Below are 14,217 nucleotides of genomic sequence, written 5' to 3'. Positions count from 1 at the left end.
CACTCTAAAGCTCTCAAACTCGCTATACCTTCATCTTGATCTTATCCACATTGATAATCTTATAAACCAGCTCCTTGATCAGTTCTGCCTCACCCATATTCACAGCACCAAGCCCCTTCCCTTTCATATCAAACTCCCTTAAAATGGAAATCACTCTCGTAGCATGTTTCAGAGGATACAGCCTTGCACTTTCCGCATAATCTTTAAGAAAATAAGGATTTACGCCCATCTGTGAAGCAATAGCCTGCTGAGGCTGTCCGGCCATCGTCTGATAAATAATCACATTGGAAAAATAGCTGTAAAGATTTGCGAGCATCATCACAAAAGGATTATTCTTCGGATTCTTACCCATAAAATGAGCAATTTTAAATGCGGCATCAGCATTCTTGGTTCCCAAAGCCTTCTGCAGCTCAAAAACATTGTATTCTTTACTTATCCCGATATGATTTTCCACGATCGTTCCATCAAGTATTTCGCCCTCTTTAAGGATGATCTTCAATTTATTCAATTCGTTGGCAATTCTTGAAAGATCGTTTCCGAGATATTCTGCAAGCAGATGGGAAATATTCGGAGCTGTTTTAATTTTCAGCTGTGCACATTCGTCTGCAATCCATTTTGGAAGATTGGTATCCCTTACCGATTCACTTAAGAAAAGAGCTTTGGCTTTATCCAGGGCTTTTGTAGCTTTTTTTCTGCTGTCCAGTTTTTTATGTTTGTGGGCAAAAACCAATACCGTAGACGGAACAGGATTTTCAACATAGGTTTCCAAAACTCTGTTTTCCTCTTCATTAAATTTCAGATCCTGAGCCTCCTTCACAATAATCACCTGCTTATCGCCCATCATCGGAAACTGTCTTGCGAGAGAAAGAATCTCCTGATAGGAAGTATCTTTTCCGTAAACCACAGTCTGGTTAAAAGCTTTTTCATCTTCCTCCAAAAAGTCATGTTCAAGCACTTTTACGGCAGCATCAATAAAGTAAGGTTCTTCTCCGTGGAAAAAATAAATAGGTAAAACTTCTTTATTTTTAATATTTTTGAGGATTAAATCTAATTCTTTCATCTTATTAATGGAACTTCCAAAACTGAATTTTCAGGAAACTTTTGATTTTAAATTCAAGAAAGACAAAGATAAGTTTTTTATTTATGACTTGGTCCGCAAAACTTACCTTCTCCTTACCCCCGAAGAATGGGTTAGGCAGCATTGGATACATTATTATCTGACCGTAAAAGCCTATTCTCCGTCAGCACTTATTACCGAAAAAAAGATCCTTCTGAACGGTCTTACCAAAAGGATTGACCTTTTGGTTACAGAGAAAACAGAGCCTATTATCCTGATCGAATGTAAAGCCCCACAGATTAAGCTCACAGAGAAAACATTTGAACAGACAGCCAGATACAACTCCATCATCGGAGCAAAGGAAATCATCCTGACCAACGGATTACAGCATATCAATGCCTATTATGAAGACGGACAGTATCAATTTTATAAACCGGAGTAAATATATTTTTTACCACAAAAGACGCAAAAGTTTCTGAACACTTAAACTTTATAGAAATCAAGATTTTATACTGGCACAGGAAAAAATCTGCCCGATCTGCTTAATCTGCAATAATAAAAAATTGAACCATTAAGGATTATTAAGTTTTTAAGATTAAACAGATCTTTTTAAGACATTAAATTTTAAAACTAAATTGTTTTACTCTGTTTAACAAATTGATAACTTTTATAGCTTTTGTCTTTTAATAAAAAAGAAAATAATAAATTTAAATAAGTTTTAAAAATACCTATGGAAATAAAAAATATCATCTTCGATTTTGGCGGTGTATTAATGGATTGGAATCCCAGATATTTTTTCAAAGATTATTTCAATGATGATGAAAAAATGGAATACTTTCTACAGCATATTGCACAAACTGAATGGAATGAAGAACAGGACCGCGGAAGAAGCCTTGCAGAAGGTACTGAAATTCAGGTGAAAAAATTCCCTGAATGGGAAAAGGAGCTGAGAGCCTATTACGACAACTGGACCGTCATGCTGAAAAGCGACATTCCTCATAATGTAGAAATCCTGAAACGTCTGGGAAATACCGATTATCAATTATTTGGATTGACTAACTGGTCTGAAGAGACCTTTCCTTACGCATTGGAAAATTATGATTTCTTTCAGCTTTTTAATGGAAAAATCGTAGTTTCAGGAACAGAAAAACTGATTAAACCGGATCCGAAAATCTGGCATGTTCTTTTGGAAAGATATAACCTTCAGGCAGCTGAATCCGTTTTCATTGACGATAATCCTAAGAACATCGAAATGGCAGATTCACTAGGATTCAATACCATTAAAATTGATCCTGATACTGATCTGGAAAAAGAGCTTCAAGGGCTGGGAGTTCAGCTCTGATAAGCTTTTGATTTATCATATTATTCATCCTCAGTCTAAGTTATTTTCTGTAATTTAGTTGAGGATTTTTTATGGATTCTTCATTATTCAAACCTGTTTAAACATTTACTAAATTACAGAATATGATACGCAACATCTTATTAACGGCATGCCTGATAAGCACAGGAACACTTTTCAGTCAAAAATTAAAAACGGTTACCTATCAGGACGGTTCACAGAAGCTTAACGGACTGGTAACTTCCAATGCCGGGAAAAAACTTCCGGGTGTTCTGATCCTTCCTGCCTGGAAAGGTATTGATGATGAAGCAAAAACTGCCGCCGCCGAGCTTGAAAAACAAGGTTATATTGCTTTTATTGCTGATATTTACGGTGAAGGGAATATCCCGACCGACAATGCTTCTGCCGGAAAAACTGCCGGATATTACAAACAGAACTATGATGCCTATCAAAAGCGGATTTCGCTGGCTCTGGAACAGTTGAAGAAAAACGGAGCTGTTTCCGATAAAATTGCCGTGATCGGATACTGTTTTGGTGGAACAGGAGCTTTGGAATCCGCAAGAGGAAGTCTTCCGGTAGTAGGAGTTGTTTCTATTCACGGAAGTATTGGAAAAGATCAGACCAGAAAAAACGGCCCTATTTCTACGAAGATTTTAGTTGAAAATCCTGCGGATGACAAAGGGGTAACTCCGGAAGATTATAACAATTTGATCAAAGAAATGAATGAAGGCAACGCCGACTGGCAGATCATTACCTATGCTCATTCAAAACATACCTTCACCGATCCGAAATCGCCTGACTATAATGAAGTAATGGCAAAAAGAGCATGGAATCATACATTGATGTTTCTGAAAGAGATCTTAAAATAAATCTTATTTAATATAACAATGTATCAATTTAACAGTGTAACAATATTTAACCGGAAATAGGAATTGGTAAATTATTACACTGTTAAATTGGTAGATTATTTAATCTTCTTCCCTGTTCACTAAATCCATAGAAAACGCAGGAAGGCAAATAGCAATATATTCGCAGGACTCTGAAAAAGGATTACTGTAACGTACTCTTGCTCCTTTTTCTATTAAGATGCTCTGTCCTTTTTCCAGAATAACGATTTCTCCATCTATTTCGAACTGTTTTTTCCCTGAAATAATAAGGGTAAACTCATCAAATTCAGGAGTCTGGTGCGGCTCGCTCCAATCCGGTGGTGCCACCATATGGGCAATGGAGACATTTGAATTTCCTGTAGAATTTCCCCAGTGTTCTTCAATTAATTTTCCATCGGTGGTAGGAACTACAAACGGTGATTTCTGAATTTTATATTTTGTCATAAATGGTTTTCTTTTTTTATTTCATAAACAAAATTGGTTCTTGACGGCTCTGCGAAATAGGCAACTTCCTCTTCTGCAATCTTCTTACCGCCGATTCTTTCCATAGCCGTCTGCGACCGGAAGTTTTCTTTCCCGATATGAAAATGTACCTTATCAACGTATTGGAAGATATAATCCAGCATTATTTTTTTCACCTGCGGATTGATCCCTTTTCCCCATGATTTTGTTCCATAGAAGGTATAGCCTATGAAAATACAGTTCTCATTTTCATCAAAATTATAGAAACGGGTACTTCCCAAAACATCACCGGAGGATTTTTCTATTATTTTAAAAGCTCCTTCACTTTCCATTGCCCCCTTAAAAAAGGATTCAAAAACTTCTCTTTTATAACGGTCCGGATTCGGGTGCTGTTCCCAGACTCTCGGATCGGAGGCCACTTCATATAAAGATTCAAAATCCTCTTGCTGTAAGGGGATTAATTTATATTCCTGATTTTCTAAAACAGGTTGAATTGAAAATTTCATTGCTTAGCTTTTTGTTTTTGCAGCGTCAGATTCTATTTTCTTAATTTCTTTCAGCTTATCTGAAATTTTGATTACAGCATCAGGTTTTGCAGGTTTTAAAGCTACTTCTGCCTGAGCCATATCCCATTTTATTACCAGGTTTCCTGAATTTTCATCAGTTGGATTTAAAGTAATTTCAAACCACTCCTGTTTGTCTGTCAGTTTGTTCACCGGTACGGTTACATCTACCACATCCTGTTTTGGATCATAAGTATATGCGCCCCACTGCTGGAAGTCTTTATTTAAGATTACTTTCCATTCTTTTTCTGTAGGAACGATGAAAAGCCCGTATGTTCCTGCAGGAACCATTTTGCCACCAAAATTAACAGACTGTCCGAATGTGATTTTAGTAGATGAGTTAGCTCCCGCTCTCCAAACCTGTCCATAAGGAACCAGTTCTCCGAAGATCTTACGCCCTTTCACTCCCGGTCTTCCATAATCAATGGTGATTTTAGACATAGAAAACTGTTGTTCTACCTTCTGACGAGGGCTTACTGCGGGTACCGAGTAATCCTGGGCAAAACTTAAAGCCGAAGCTGATATGCAAAGTGCAAATAGTAACTTTTTCACGTGTAAATTTTTGCCTAAATTTACAAAAATCAAAACAAAATAGCCTTCTCTAGTTCCAATAATTTTTGCTTTCTCCAGATTCCTCCTGCATAGCCTACCAACTCTCCGTTTGAGCCGATTACACGGTGACAGGGTATCAGAATCGCAATTTTATTGATCCCGTTTGCTGTTCCCACTGCACGTATTGCCTTAGGATTTCCTAAGAACTCGGACTGCTGTTTGTAGGTTCTGGTCTCCCCCATCGGAATTTCACGCAGGAGCTGCCATACCTTTTCCTGGAATTCGGTTCCTGTTATGTAAAGGGGAACATCAAAGGACTGTCTTTTGCCTTCAAAATATTCCTGTAACTCTTCTTCCAGCTGTTTAAAATGTTTATTATCCCCCTGAACAATCTCTGCCTGCAAAGCTTTGGACAGTGATGTAAATTGCCGGTCCATATTTTTCCGGTCGGTAAATTCAAGCAGACAGATTCCTTCCTCTATTGCACAGGCAAACATGGTTCCCAGTGGAGTTTCAATTCTTTTAAGATCAATTATTCCTTGTCCTTTCATATTTCCCGGTGAAACACCTACAATATTTTTAAAACGTTCATTAAATCCGCTCAGGCTTTCGTATCCTGAGTCTATTACAGTTTCTATGATACTTTCCCCGTTTTTTATTTTTTTAAAAGCCTTATTCATCCTCAGCTTTCTCTGAAATGCCTGAAAAGTAATCCCATGGTTCTTTAAAAACCAACGCCGAACCGTTACAGGTTCAATATTTCTCGTTAGCAAATCGGCATCTTTAATTTTCAAAATTTCATCACGCAGCAATTCATTCAGCAATTCCCTGATATAAGACGGGGTTTCGTTTAATTTTTCAAGCGGTTTACAAACTTTACATGGCCTGTATCCATTTTGAATAGCTTCTGTGGTATTTAAAAAGAATTCTACATTTTCTCTTTTAGGTTTCCGGGCAGTACAGGTTGGCCGGCAGAATATTCCTGTCGTTTTTACAGCCATCCAGTAAGTTCCCTCAAATGTGGAATCCTTATCAAGAGAGGCCTGATACATTCTATCTTCCGTAAGTTTCATCACTGAACAAAAACTGGTAAAAAACTTTGTTTCAGAAGGACCTCACGGCCTGCTGCTTCTAAAGAATTATAAATATAATCATTTAAAAAATTACCTGAAGAAATTCTTTTGACTCCCAATCTTTTTAATGTTGCAAAATCGGGTAATTCAGGCATGCACATTACATTAACAGGAATTCCGGTGGCATTCACGATGGTTTCAATATCATTTTCAGAGGTAATGCAGGGAACGAAAATTCCATCCACTCCCAATTCTTCAAAAATCCTGATCCTTTGTAAGGTTTCTTCGACCGGGTTTTCTATTCCTAATAAAAACGGATCTGTCCTTAAATTGATAAAAATTTCAACGGTATTCTTTTTCAGTTCTGAAATAATCGGCTTCAGTTTTTCATAGAGCTGTTCTTTGGTTAACAGCTTTCTGCTTCCATCAATGATGACACTGTCTTCGATATTAATACCTACAACACCAATGGCTGCTAATTTTGAAATATTCGAGACGATCTCATCAGATGTATTTCCATACCCACCCTCCAAATCTACGGACAAAGGTATATCTACGGACTTCAGTATTCTTTCCACAATATAAAAATATTCATCAAAGCTCATTTCCTCTCCATCTTCATATCCCAAACTGTGGGCTACTGCAGAACTGGAAGTAGCTAGTGCTTTATAGCCCAGTTTCTGATATCCTTTAGCGCTTTGAGCATTCCATACATTTCCTAATAATAGTGGTTCATCCTGGATATGCAGTTCCTTAAAAATCTGAATATTTGTCATTTTTTCTTTTTTTGATAAAATTAATAACAATACGGTCTACTCCGCAACCGAAAAATGGACAAGTATTTTTAACTGTTTTTGTAATATAAAAATAAAGGGTATTTTTAAGTTCACAATTTTAATCACTAATCCCATCATAATGTTGAAAAAAGTAAGCTTTCTTCTTCTGTTTTCTGCCGGACTTTTGGTACAGGCACAACAGACCATTCCTTTCAGACTTACCAAGCACAATAATATTATCGTCAAAACCCTGGTCAATAAAAAGGATTCTCTGGATCTGATGTTCCAGATCGCAATGAAAGATGCTTCAATTTCTCCTGACAGGCAGCGAAAGGCAGATCATATTATTTTTAAGGATGAAATAAGTGATAGGAACACAGTACAAATTGGAAAACTAGTTTTGAATAACGTCCGTTTTTTTGATAATGAACTTACTGGTCATGAAGCGGACGGAAAAATCGGAACCGGAATGTTTACCGGAAAGGCTTTTAAAATAGATTATGACAACAATAAATTTGAAATTTATGATAAACAACCTGATCTGAAAGGTTATCAAGCGATTATGTTACTTAGTGAGGGAGGTCAGTTTTTCATTAATGCAGACAGTGTTATAGATGGTGATCAACAGCAGGAAGCCTATTTTCTGCTTCAGTCCGGATATTCGGGAGGATTATTATACAGCAACGATTTTGCTGCAGAAAAAGAACTTGATAAAAAACTTAAAATTACAGGTGAAAAAACATTAAAAAATTCCAGCGGAAAAAGTGTTATTACCAAACAGGGTACCTTACCCTTTATGAAAGTGGGAAATCTTGTTTTAAAAGATGTATCGGCAGGATTTTTTACCGGTGACTTAAAAAACCAAACAGTCAATTATTTTGGAGCTGATATGATGAGAAGATTCAACTGGATCTTTGATGCGGACAGGAAAACAGCTTATATCAAACCAAGCAGGTATTTTTCTGAACCTTATTATAAAATCAATTAAGAAACAGGATCGTAAACTTCTTAAAATCAAACACATATAACACAAGCAAAACAATACTCACTATGCGTTAAATTTTTTCCTGTAGTCTATGGGAGATAATCCTGTATTTTTTTTGAAAATATTCCTAAAAGCTTTATTATCGGTATATCCCACGGCATACATAATTTCATTTACCGTTTTCCTGTTCGTTTCCAGCTCTCTTTTGGCTCTCTCTACTTTTATTCTCTGGATATATTCGATGGGAGTATTTCCTGTAGCAGCTTTAAATCTTCTGATCAGTGTTCTCTTGCTCATCGCAAAATTTTCAGCCAGAAATTCTACGGTAATCCGTATTTCTATATTGTTTTCAATATAATCCTGAATGTTTTTGATAGGTTTATCAACATGATTTTTCTGGCCTTCAAAAATAGCAAACCCGGATTGGGTATTACGCTCTATGTCAATGGCCAAAAGTTTTGCACAGAACAAAGCCGTTTCTCTTCCATTATATTTTTCTACGATATGCAGGATCAGGTTTGATGAGGAAAGCCCTCCACCGGCGGTATAAATACCATTCTGTTCGGTTATTATTTTATCAGTTACAATCTGTAAATCAGGGAAAAGATCAGCCAGTATCGGTTTTGCCATCCAATGGGTGGTACACTCCTTATGATTCAGGAGTCCCGTTTCTGCAAGAAAAAAAATGCCGGTGCATAAGCTGGCAACTTCTGTTCCTTTATTATACTGTTCAATTACCCAACTCTTCAAAAAGGTATTTTTCTTGTTCCCGTAATTATTGGCCGGTTCTACAGCAGGAATAATAATCAGATCCGGATCAGGCAAATTACGGATATCTTCTGTTTCAATTTTAAAACTGATGTATGTAAGTTCCTGCTTGGGTAAATAGCCTACAATTTTAATTTTATAATAATCCCTGAGTCCCTGATTACGTAGAAAAACATTCGCTTTTTCAAAAACCTCAATAGCATTAAACAGCGCTGAAGGCCTTATCAATCCATCCGGTAATAAAAAATATATACTTTTCATGCTGCTAATATAGAAAAAACACAATTGACACAAATACACCCTAAAGATGTCGTTTTTGCATAGCAATATATCAGATAATCATCTGTAGTTTTGTATCAGTCAAAGAAATATATTAATAATGAAAAAGAATAATCCGGTTGGCTGGTTTGAGATTTATGTATCAGATTTAAGCCGATCCAAAAGATTTTATGAAACTGTATTCGATACAAAACTTATAGATCTTCCTACTGACTGGGGAAAGCAGTCTGCCTTTCCCTGGGATAACGGAAGTCAGAATATTTCCGGAGCATTGGTTGAAAAAAAGGACATGATTACGAACGGAAACAATACCATCATTTATTTTGTATCTGAAGACTGCGTGACGGAAGAACACAAAGTTGAAACAGCAGGAGGAAAAGTGATAACGCCAAAAATGTCTATCGGGGAATTTGGCTTTATGTCGATCATTCAGGATACAGAAGGAAATACAATCGGATTACATTCAAGAAAATAAAATTGATTTATGAAAAAAAATGTTGCTATTCTTCTTTTCGATGATGTAGAGGTACTTGATTTCGCAGGTCCTTTCGAAGTATTTTCGGTTGCATCAGAATTAAAAAACTTTGAGCTGTTCAATGTTTTTACAGTAGCCAAAACTAATGATGCTGTTTCTGCTGTTAACGGACTTTCTGTAAATCCCAAATATAATTTTCAGAGCTGCCCTCCGGTTGAGATTCTGATCATTCCCGGAGGTGTCGGAACCAAAAAAGTGATAACTGATAAGGAAATCCTGACCTGGGTTAACCAAATTCATCAGAATACTTTATATACGGCAAGCATTTGTTCCGGATCACGGATTTTAGGGGTTTTAAATTTACTGGACAATAAAGAATACTGTACTCACCAGGGTGTTTATGAGCATATGGCAGAAATAGTTCCATCCGGTTTGCCACAAAAAGAAAAAAGATTTGTTCAGCAGGATAAGATTTTCACTTCGGGAGGCATTAGTGCGGGAATAGATCTGTCTTTCCATATGGTATCGCTTATTTATGGCACCGATACAGTAAAAACAACAGCAGATTATATGGAATACAACCTCAGCCATCAATCCATTTAAATGGTTACAGATACTGTATTTGAACATACTTTGAGTGTCTTTATGGAAGATCTGGAGGAGTATACCGAAATGGTGTTTAGGAAAAAAGAAAGTCCTGACCGCTGGTCTTTAGCCCAGCTATACATGCATATTATTATAGATACAAACTGGTATTTTGACCAATTGGAATCATGCTTCGGCAACCGTTTGAATGCAGACAGGGAAATGTCAGACAACGCAAAAGAAATGTTGCTGCAAAACAGCTTTCCCGATATTAAAATAAAGGGTAATTCATCTGTTCCTGAAAATGATTCAATCTTAATAGATCATGTTAAAAGGGATTTGAGATTACTTTTAGAAAGAAGTCAGTCGGTTTGGAGCAGGATCAAAAGCGAGCCGGTTTCCGGAAAAGCGGAACATCCCGGTTTCAGATATCTGTCTCCCATAGAATGGTATCAGTTTGCTGAAATGCACATCCGCCATCATTTTAAACAAAAAATAAAAGAATGAGAAAAGTAATTGCCGCTATCAATATGACAATAGACGGGTTTTGTGATCACACAGCCATAAGTCCTGATGAAGAAATACACCAGCATTATACGGATCTGTTAAATAATTCAGGTACAGCCCTGTATGGGCGGACCACCTACCAGCTTATGGAGTATTGGCGGACATTCTTAGAAAACCCTTCAGAAGAAAAATCAATGAATGACTTTGCCGAAGCTATAGACAGAATTCCGAAAATTGTATTCTCCCACACCCTTACAAATATAGATTGGGAAACTGCAAGTCTGGCAGATCAGGATACTGAAAAAGAAATCAGTGCGCTCAGGCAACAAGCAGGTAAAGATATTTTAGTTTGCAGTCCAGGCTTAATTGTAAGCTTAACACAACTTGGCTTAATTGATGAATACCAGCTATGCGTTCACCCGGTAATAGCAGGAAATGGTCTGCCTTTATTTAAAAATATAAACAACTCCATTTCTCTTAAACTCATCACTACAAAAACCTTCAGTTCCGGCGCAATAATACTTTATTATCAGCCGGAAGACATTATTAAAACAACCTAAAAAAACTAAATAATATGCGAAAAATAATTTCATTCATGCATATATCGCTCGACGGCTTCGTAGCAGGTCCCAATGGTGAGCTTAGCTGGGCAAAAGTTGATAACGAAATTTTTGATTTTGTCGCTCAGCGGATAAGCAAAACCGACACTGCAATGTATGGACGGGTAACGTATGAAATGATGGAAAGCTACTGGCCTACTGCTGCCAGCAAGCCCAATGCAACAAAACATGACATTGAACATTCAGAATGGTATAAAAATGTTCACAAAATTGTGTTATCAAAGACCATGAAAGATCTGGACCTGCTTAACACAACCATTATCAGTAACAATCTTTCCGACAGGATAAACGAACTGAAACAGCAGGAAAGAGGAGAAATCTTACTTTTCGGTTCACCATCTGCAACTCATTCACTCATGGAAAAGAATTTAATTGACGGTTACTGGCTGTTTGTTAATCCAATTATTCTCGGGCAAGGTATTCCATTGTTTGCTGATATCAAAGACCAGGTAAAACTGCAGCTATTAACAACCAACCAATTTTCCAACGGAGTCACTGCACTGAATTATATAACGGAAAAATAACAATCTGATGAAAAACCCTTTAATCGTAAGTATATCGGTAGAAAAACCAATAGACGAAGTCTGGAAACACTGGACGGAAGAAAACTCTATCAAAATCTGGAATATCCCGTTTGATGACTGGCACTGCCCAAAAGCAGAGAACAATTTGCGGGACGGAGGCGAATTCAGATACAGGATGGAACGTATTGACGGAAAAGAAGGCTTTGATTATACCGGTATTTATTCCAAAATAATTCCACTGAAAAGTATTGAAAGCATCTGTGATGACGGCAGAAAGAACCTGGTAGAATTTCAGTCCTTAGGCGACAGCGTAATAATCCGGGAAACTTTTGAACCGGAGGATAGAACTCCTTTAGATATCCAGCAAAATTTCACAGATTCTGTCCTCAAACGGTTTAAAAAATTTATTGAAAACTGAACGAATAAAAAACAATGAAAGCCCATCATCATTAATTCAAACTCTACTTATGAAACAGGTATTTATCAACCTTCCGGTCGAAGATCTGGAAAAATCACAGAACTTTTATATTCAGCTGGGCTTTACTGAATATCCTTTATTCACAGGGGATAACCAGAAATGTGTATCCTGGAGCGAAAATATATTGGTGATGCTACAGACAAAATCATTTTTCAGCAGTCATATCAGTAAAAATATTGCAGATACTGAAAATTATTTAGCATCTACCTACACTCTTCCCGTTGAAAATCCGGATAAGGTCAATGAAATGGCTGAAAACGGTTTAAAATCAGGTGGAACAGAACCGGCGCCAATGGTGGATACAGGTTTTATGCAGATGAGAACAATCCGGGATCCCGACGGGCATACGTGGGGAATAATGTATTTAGATTTAAATAAATTCAAAGAACAAAAGAAAGACTGAAAACAGTATGAAACTTCTTCTCACTTCTGCAGGCATCAGTAATAAGGCAATTTATAATACTTTAACGGAGCTTCTCGGGAAACCAATTGCCGAAGCAAATGCACTTTTTATTCCCACGGCCATTTATCCTATTCCGGACAGTGCTGAAATTATCAGAAAAGTGATTTGCGGTTCTATCGGTGATCCCTTTTGTGAATTGGGCTGGAAATCATTAGGAATCCTGGAACTCACTTCATTATTAAGTATCAAACAGGAACTATGGCTTCCTAAACTCAATGAAACTGATGCATTGCTGGTAGGCGGCGGTGACTGTCAGTATTTATGCTATTGGATGCAAAAATCCGGATTGGCAGAGCTTTTACCATCCTTGCTGCAAAAAACGGTTTATGTGGGATTGAGTGCAGGAAGTATGATCATGACTCAATTTGGAACGACCTATGGGCATCACACACTTCCTCCTGAAACAAGTAAATCCCTCGGGTTTGTTGATTTTGCAATACATCCGCATCTGGATCATGAGATGTTCCCCGAAAATTCTCTGGATCATCTGGAGAAATTGGCATCATCAATAGCTGTACCTTCATATGCTATTGATGATCAGACAGCAATTAAAGTAACCAACGGCAACATTGAAGTTATTTCTGAGGGACACTGGAAACTATTTAATTAATAACTTTACTAAAATTGAACAGCATATGACAAACATAGAATACATCAAATCGAATTATATCGAAAAAGCTGAGTTGCTTGAAATAACGGGAATAAAAAACGATCAGCTGAATTATCTGCTTGAAGAGAAGCTTATTCCCAACGCCTCTTATGTTGTGGAATCAGAGCTTAGAATTACTTCTCCTCTGGAAGATGAAACTACTGAACATCAGAAAGAAGAATATTTCGGGAAACATGTTATCCTGCTTATAGAAAATTTCAAAAAAAACAGATTAGAACCTGCCGAGTATAAAAGAAAATTCAGGGAGAATTTCAGGAAGACTCTTTTAGAACACAACGACAGGAATATTGCATACAATAATATTTTTGATGACAGCAATCAGTTAATTGAAGCTAAATTTGATGAAATATTTGAAACCGAATGGAAAGATTACTGCGCCGGCATATATGGAATCTGCACATTAAATGCCACTGAAAAGGAAATTGTAGAAAAAGATATTGCAGTAAAAAAACTGATAGGTTTTAATAAAAAATTCTTCTCAACAGATCTAAATGATGCACAGAAAAATGAGCTTGATAAATTGAACCGGGAATTTAATGCTGTCGCCAATCTGTTTGCACCTTACCAAAGAGAAAGCAGCAGCCGTGGAAAATATTTAGATCAGATATTAGAGAAGAATGATCTGCCCGATAAAATAAAAAAATATTAAGCTTATATCATCATAGAATACATCATTGACATATAATAATTCGCACAATGTAATGCCTCCATCAGCAAAATATCTTTCTCAGGACAGGTTTCAAAAGTATCGGTGGTCGTGAGCTGATATTCATAATCCATTAAATTCCATTTCAGGTGTGGCTTTATGACTAAAAGTTCAATTCCATCCTGATCTGCAAGGACAAATGATTCTTTAAAAATTCCCCTATGTTTAAAAATATAGCCTTTCTTCACTCCGTTAAAATAGGTCTGCACTACAATTTCCCCATTCCAGTTCATCCTGAATTTTAAAAGGACTGTTTCACCTTCTTTCAATTCAATGGTTGTTCCCCAAAATCCTTTCGGTTCAACCTGATATTTTGAGTCTGCAATCTCTATAGCTGCATTAAAATTGAACCAGCTTTTATAGATGAGTTTTCCTATCAATCTGTCGTTTTGCGTTAGTTCAAAGGACAGGGATTTTTTTGATTTTGCATAATATTCTGCCATATTTT

The 14,217-nt window shown here is 36.9% G+C and carries 21 protein-coding genes; 13 read left to right on the top strand and 8 right to left on the bottom strand.

All coding sequences use genetic code 11. The features are described from left to right. Positions 1–22: 22 nt before the first annotated feature. Entirely contained in the window at positions 23–1,060 is a 1,038-nt protein-coding gene (gene holA / locus ACQWU4_RS16855) for a DNA polymerase III subunit delta (RefSeq protein ID WP_429936923.1), read from the bottom strand. Positions 1,061–1,067: 7 nt separating this feature from the next. Between holA and ACQWU4_RS16850 the strand changes: the two genes are divergently transcribed. From ACQWU4_RS16850 to ACQWU4_RS16840, 3 genes are all read left to right on the top strand, one after another. After that, complete coding sequence (locus ACQWU4_RS16850) at positions 1,068–1,499, top strand: type I restriction enzyme HsdR N-terminal domain-containing protein (RefSeq protein WP_429936922.1); 432 nt, start codon at positions 1,068–1,070, stop codon at positions 1,497–1,499. Positions 1,500–1,787: 288 nt separating this feature from the next. Then, a complete protein-coding gene (locus ACQWU4_RS16845; RefSeq protein ID WP_429936921.1) occupies positions 1,788–2,399 on the top strand; it encodes an HAD family hydrolase in 612 nt (203 codons plus the stop codon). 122 nt (positions 2,400–2,521) lie between these two features. After that, a complete protein-coding gene (locus ACQWU4_RS16840; RefSeq protein WP_429936920.1) occupies positions 2,522–3,265 on the top strand; it encodes a dienelactone hydrolase family protein in 744 nt (247 codons plus the stop codon). A 99-nt stretch (positions 3,266–3,364) separates the two neighbouring features. On the opposite strand, the gene ACQWU4_RS16835 is transcribed toward ACQWU4_RS16840, so the two are convergent. Genes ACQWU4_RS16835 through ACQWU4_RS16815 form a run of 5 tightly spaced genes read right to left on the bottom strand, consistent with a single transcriptional unit; the run spans position 3,365 to position 6,709 of the window. Next, positions 3,365–3,727: a cupin domain-containing protein gene (locus tag ACQWU4_RS16835; protein WP_429936919.1), complete on the bottom strand. Its 363-nt coding sequence runs from the start codon at positions 3,725–3,727 to the stop codon at positions 3,365–3,367. Beyond that, on the bottom strand, positions 3,724–4,251 hold the full coding sequence (locus tag ACQWU4_RS16830) for a GNAT family N-acetyltransferase (protein WP_429936917.1): 528 nt from the start codon (positions 4,249–4,251) through the stop codon (positions 3,724–3,726). The genes ACQWU4_RS16835 and ACQWU4_RS16830 overlap by 4 nt, the downstream gene beginning before the upstream one ends. Before the next feature lie 3 nt (positions 4,252–4,254). Beyond that, on the bottom strand, positions 4,255–4,860 hold the full coding sequence (locus ACQWU4_RS16825) for a DUF2911 domain-containing protein (protein WP_429936916.1): 606 nt from the start codon (positions 4,858–4,860) through the stop codon (positions 4,255–4,257). Between the two features lie 29 nt (positions 4,861–4,889). Further along, positions 4,890–5,933 (bottom strand): bifunctional transcriptional activator/DNA repair enzyme AdaA, encoded by a 1,044-nt coding sequence (locus ACQWU4_RS16820; protein WP_429936915.1) that lies wholly within the window; start codon positions 5,931–5,933, stop codon positions 4,890–4,892. Next, positions 5,933–6,709: an isocitrate lyase/PEP mutase family protein gene (locus ACQWU4_RS16815; protein ID WP_429936914.1), complete on the bottom strand. Its 777-nt coding sequence runs from the start codon at positions 6,707–6,709 to the stop codon at positions 5,933–5,935. The genes ACQWU4_RS16820 and ACQWU4_RS16815 overlap by 1 nt, the downstream gene beginning before the upstream one ends. A 139-nt stretch (positions 6,710–6,848) precedes the next feature. Here ACQWU4_RS16815 and ACQWU4_RS16810 point away from each other — a divergent pair, with 139 nt between their 5' ends. Next, the gene (locus tag ACQWU4_RS16810) at positions 6,849–7,697 is read left to right on the top strand and encodes a hypothetical protein (protein ID WP_429936913.1); all 849 of its coding nucleotides are present in this window, start codon (positions 6,849–6,851) and stop codon (positions 7,695–7,697) included. Between the two features lie 60 nt (positions 7,698–7,757). On the opposite strand, the gene ACQWU4_RS16805 is transcribed toward ACQWU4_RS16810, so the two are convergent. Then, positions 7,758–8,723, bottom strand: a complete 966-nt coding sequence (locus ACQWU4_RS16805) for a GlxA family transcriptional regulator (RefSeq protein WP_429936912.1) — start codon at positions 8,721–8,723, stop codon at positions 7,758–7,760. 118 nt (positions 8,724–8,841) lie between these two features. Between ACQWU4_RS16805 and ACQWU4_RS16800 the strand changes: the two genes are divergently transcribed. The 9 genes from ACQWU4_RS16800 to ACQWU4_RS16760 are packed head-to-tail and all read left to right on the top strand — an operon-like array spanning position 8,842 to position 13,712. Next, the gene (locus ACQWU4_RS16800) at positions 8,842–9,216 is read left to right on the top strand and encodes a VOC family protein (protein ID WP_429936911.1); all 375 of its coding nucleotides are present in this window, start codon (positions 8,842–8,844) and stop codon (positions 9,214–9,216) included. Positions 9,217–9,225: 9 nt separating this feature from the next. Next, positions 9,226–9,819 carry a DJ-1/PfpI family protein gene (locus ACQWU4_RS16795; protein WP_429936910.1) on the top strand — a complete coding sequence of 198 codons (594 nt, stop codon included), beginning with the start codon at positions 9,226–9,228 and terminating at the stop codon, positions 9,817–9,819. Further along, positions 9,820–10,308, top strand: coding sequence for a DinB family protein (locus ACQWU4_RS16790; RefSeq protein ID WP_429936909.1), 489 nt, complete (start codon positions 9,820–9,822; stop codon positions 10,306–10,308). Continuing rightward, positions 10,305–10,868 carry a dihydrofolate reductase family protein gene (locus ACQWU4_RS16785; protein WP_429936908.1) on the top strand — a complete coding sequence of 188 codons (564 nt, stop codon included), beginning with the start codon at positions 10,305–10,307 and terminating at the stop codon, positions 10,866–10,868. Before ACQWU4_RS16790 ends, ACQWU4_RS16785 begins: the two co-directional genes overlap by 4 nt. 14 nt (positions 10,869–10,882) lie before the next feature. Then, positions 10,883–11,452 (top strand): dihydrofolate reductase family protein, encoded by a 570-nt coding sequence (locus tag ACQWU4_RS16780; protein ID WP_429936907.1) that lies wholly within the window; start codon positions 10,883–10,885, stop codon positions 11,450–11,452. Between the two features lie 7 nt (positions 11,453–11,459). Further along, positions 11,460–11,870, top strand: coding sequence for an SRPBCC domain-containing protein (locus ACQWU4_RS16775; RefSeq protein ID WP_429936906.1), 411 nt, complete (start codon positions 11,460–11,462; stop codon positions 11,868–11,870). Positions 11,871–11,919: 49 nt separating this feature from the next. Beyond that, entirely contained in the window at positions 11,920–12,333 is a 414-nt protein-coding gene (locus ACQWU4_RS16770) for a VOC family protein (protein WP_429936905.1), read from the top strand. A gap of 7 nt (positions 12,334–12,340) precedes the next feature. Next, the gene (locus ACQWU4_RS16765) at positions 12,341–13,003 is read left to right on the top strand and encodes a Type 1 glutamine amidotransferase-like domain-containing protein (protein ID WP_429936904.1); all 663 of its coding nucleotides are present in this window, start codon (positions 12,341–12,343) and stop codon (positions 13,001–13,003) included. Between the two features lie 25 nt (positions 13,004–13,028). Continuing rightward, complete coding sequence (locus ACQWU4_RS16760; RefSeq protein WP_429936903.1) at positions 13,029–13,712, top strand: DUF6058 family natural product biosynthesis protein; 684 nt, start codon at positions 13,029–13,031, stop codon at positions 13,710–13,712. Positions 13,713–13,714: 2 nt separating this feature from the next. On the opposite strand, the gene ACQWU4_RS16755 is transcribed toward ACQWU4_RS16760, so the two are convergent. Next, positions 13,715–14,212, bottom strand: coding sequence for a hypothetical protein (locus ACQWU4_RS16755; protein ID WP_429936902.1), 498 nt, complete (start codon positions 14,210–14,212; stop codon positions 13,715–13,717). Positions 14,213–14,217: the final 5 nt, after the last annotated feature.

The sequence above is a fragment of the Chryseobacterium sp. MIQD13 genome (assembly GCF_050496705.1).
In the GTDB taxonomy this organism is placed as follows: Bacteria; Bacteroidota; Bacteroidia; order Flavobacteriales; family Weeksellaceae; genus Chryseobacterium.
The sequence above is the reverse complement of the archived record's forward strand: the minus strand, read 5'-3'. Positions and strand labels throughout refer to the sequence as shown.

What these genes read in the sequence shown, in the direction of transcription:
- ACQWU4_RS16840 (WP_429936920.1), top strand. Translation starts at nt 2,522, where the DNA reads ATGATACGCAACATCTTATTAACGGCATGCCTGATAAGCACAGGAACA.
- ACQWU4_RS16795 (WP_429936910.1), top strand. Translation starts at nt 9,226, where the DNA reads ATGAAAAAAAATGTTGCTATTCTTCTTTTCGATGATGTAGAGGTACTT.
- ACQWU4_RS16805 (WP_429936912.1), bottom strand. Translation starts at nt 8,723, where the DNA reads ATGAAAAGTATATATTTTTTATTACCGGATGGATTGATAAGGCCTTCA.
- ACQWU4_RS16850 (WP_429936922.1), top strand. Translation starts at nt 1,068, where the DNA reads ATGGAACTTCCAAAACTGAATTTTCAGGAAACTTTTGATTTTAAATTC.
- ACQWU4_RS16785 (WP_429936908.1), top strand. Translation starts at nt 10,305, where the DNA reads ATGAGAAAAGTAATTGCCGCTATCAATATGACAATAGACGGGTTTTGT.
- ACQWU4_RS16760 (WP_429936903.1), top strand. Translation starts at nt 13,029, where the DNA reads ATGACAAACATAGAATACATCAAATCGAATTATATCGAAAAAGCTGAG.
- ACQWU4_RS16845 (WP_429936921.1), top strand. Translation starts at nt 1,788, where the DNA reads ATGGAAATAAAAAATATCATCTTCGATTTTGGCGGTGTATTAATGGAT.
- ACQWU4_RS16770 (WP_429936905.1), top strand. Translation starts at nt 11,920, where the DNA reads ATGAAACAGGTATTTATCAACCTTCCGGTCGAAGATCTGGAAAAATCA.
- ACQWU4_RS16775 (WP_429936906.1), top strand. Translation starts at nt 11,460, where the DNA reads ATGAAAAACCCTTTAATCGTAAGTATATCGGTAGAAAAACCAATAGAC.
- ACQWU4_RS16800 (WP_429936911.1), top strand. Translation starts at nt 8,842, where the DNA reads ATGAAAAAGAATAATCCGGTTGGCTGGTTTGAGATTTATGTATCAGAT.
- ACQWU4_RS16815 (WP_429936914.1), bottom strand. Translation starts at nt 6,709, where the DNA reads ATGACAAATATTCAGATTTTTAAGGAACTGCATATCCAGGATGAACCA.
- ACQWU4_RS16830 (WP_429936917.1), bottom strand. Translation starts at nt 4,251, where the DNA reads ATGAAATTTTCAATTCAACCTGTTTTAGAAAATCAGGAATATAAATTA.
- ACQWU4_RS16835 (WP_429936919.1), bottom strand. Translation starts at nt 3,727, where the DNA reads ATGACAAAATATAAAATTCAGAAATCACCGTTTGTAGTTCCTACCACC.
- ACQWU4_RS16810 (WP_429936913.1), top strand. Translation starts at nt 6,849, where the DNA reads ATGTTGAAAAAAGTAAGCTTTCTTCTTCTGTTTTCTGCCGGACTTTTG.
- ACQWU4_RS16780 (WP_429936907.1), top strand. Translation starts at nt 10,883, where the DNA reads ATGCGAAAAATAATTTCATTCATGCATATATCGCTCGACGGCTTCGTA.
- holA (WP_429936923.1), bottom strand. Translation starts at nt 1,060, where the DNA reads ATGAAAGAATTAGATTTAATCCTCAAAAATATTAAAAATAAAGAAGTT.
- ACQWU4_RS16820 (WP_429936915.1), bottom strand. Translation starts at nt 5,933, where the DNA reads ATGAAACTTACGGAAGATAGAATGTATCAGGCCTCTCTTGATAAGGAT.
- ACQWU4_RS16765 (WP_429936904.1), top strand. Translation starts at nt 12,341, where the DNA reads ATGAAACTTCTTCTCACTTCTGCAGGCATCAGTAATAAGGCAATTTAT.
- ACQWU4_RS16790 (WP_429936909.1), top strand. Translation starts at nt 9,820, where the DNA reads ATGGTTACAGATACTGTATTTGAACATACTTTGAGTGTCTTTATGGAA.
- ACQWU4_RS16755 (WP_429936902.1), bottom strand. Translation starts at nt 14,212, where the DNA reads ATGGCAGAATATTATGCAAAATCAAAAAAATCCCTGTCCTTTGAACTA.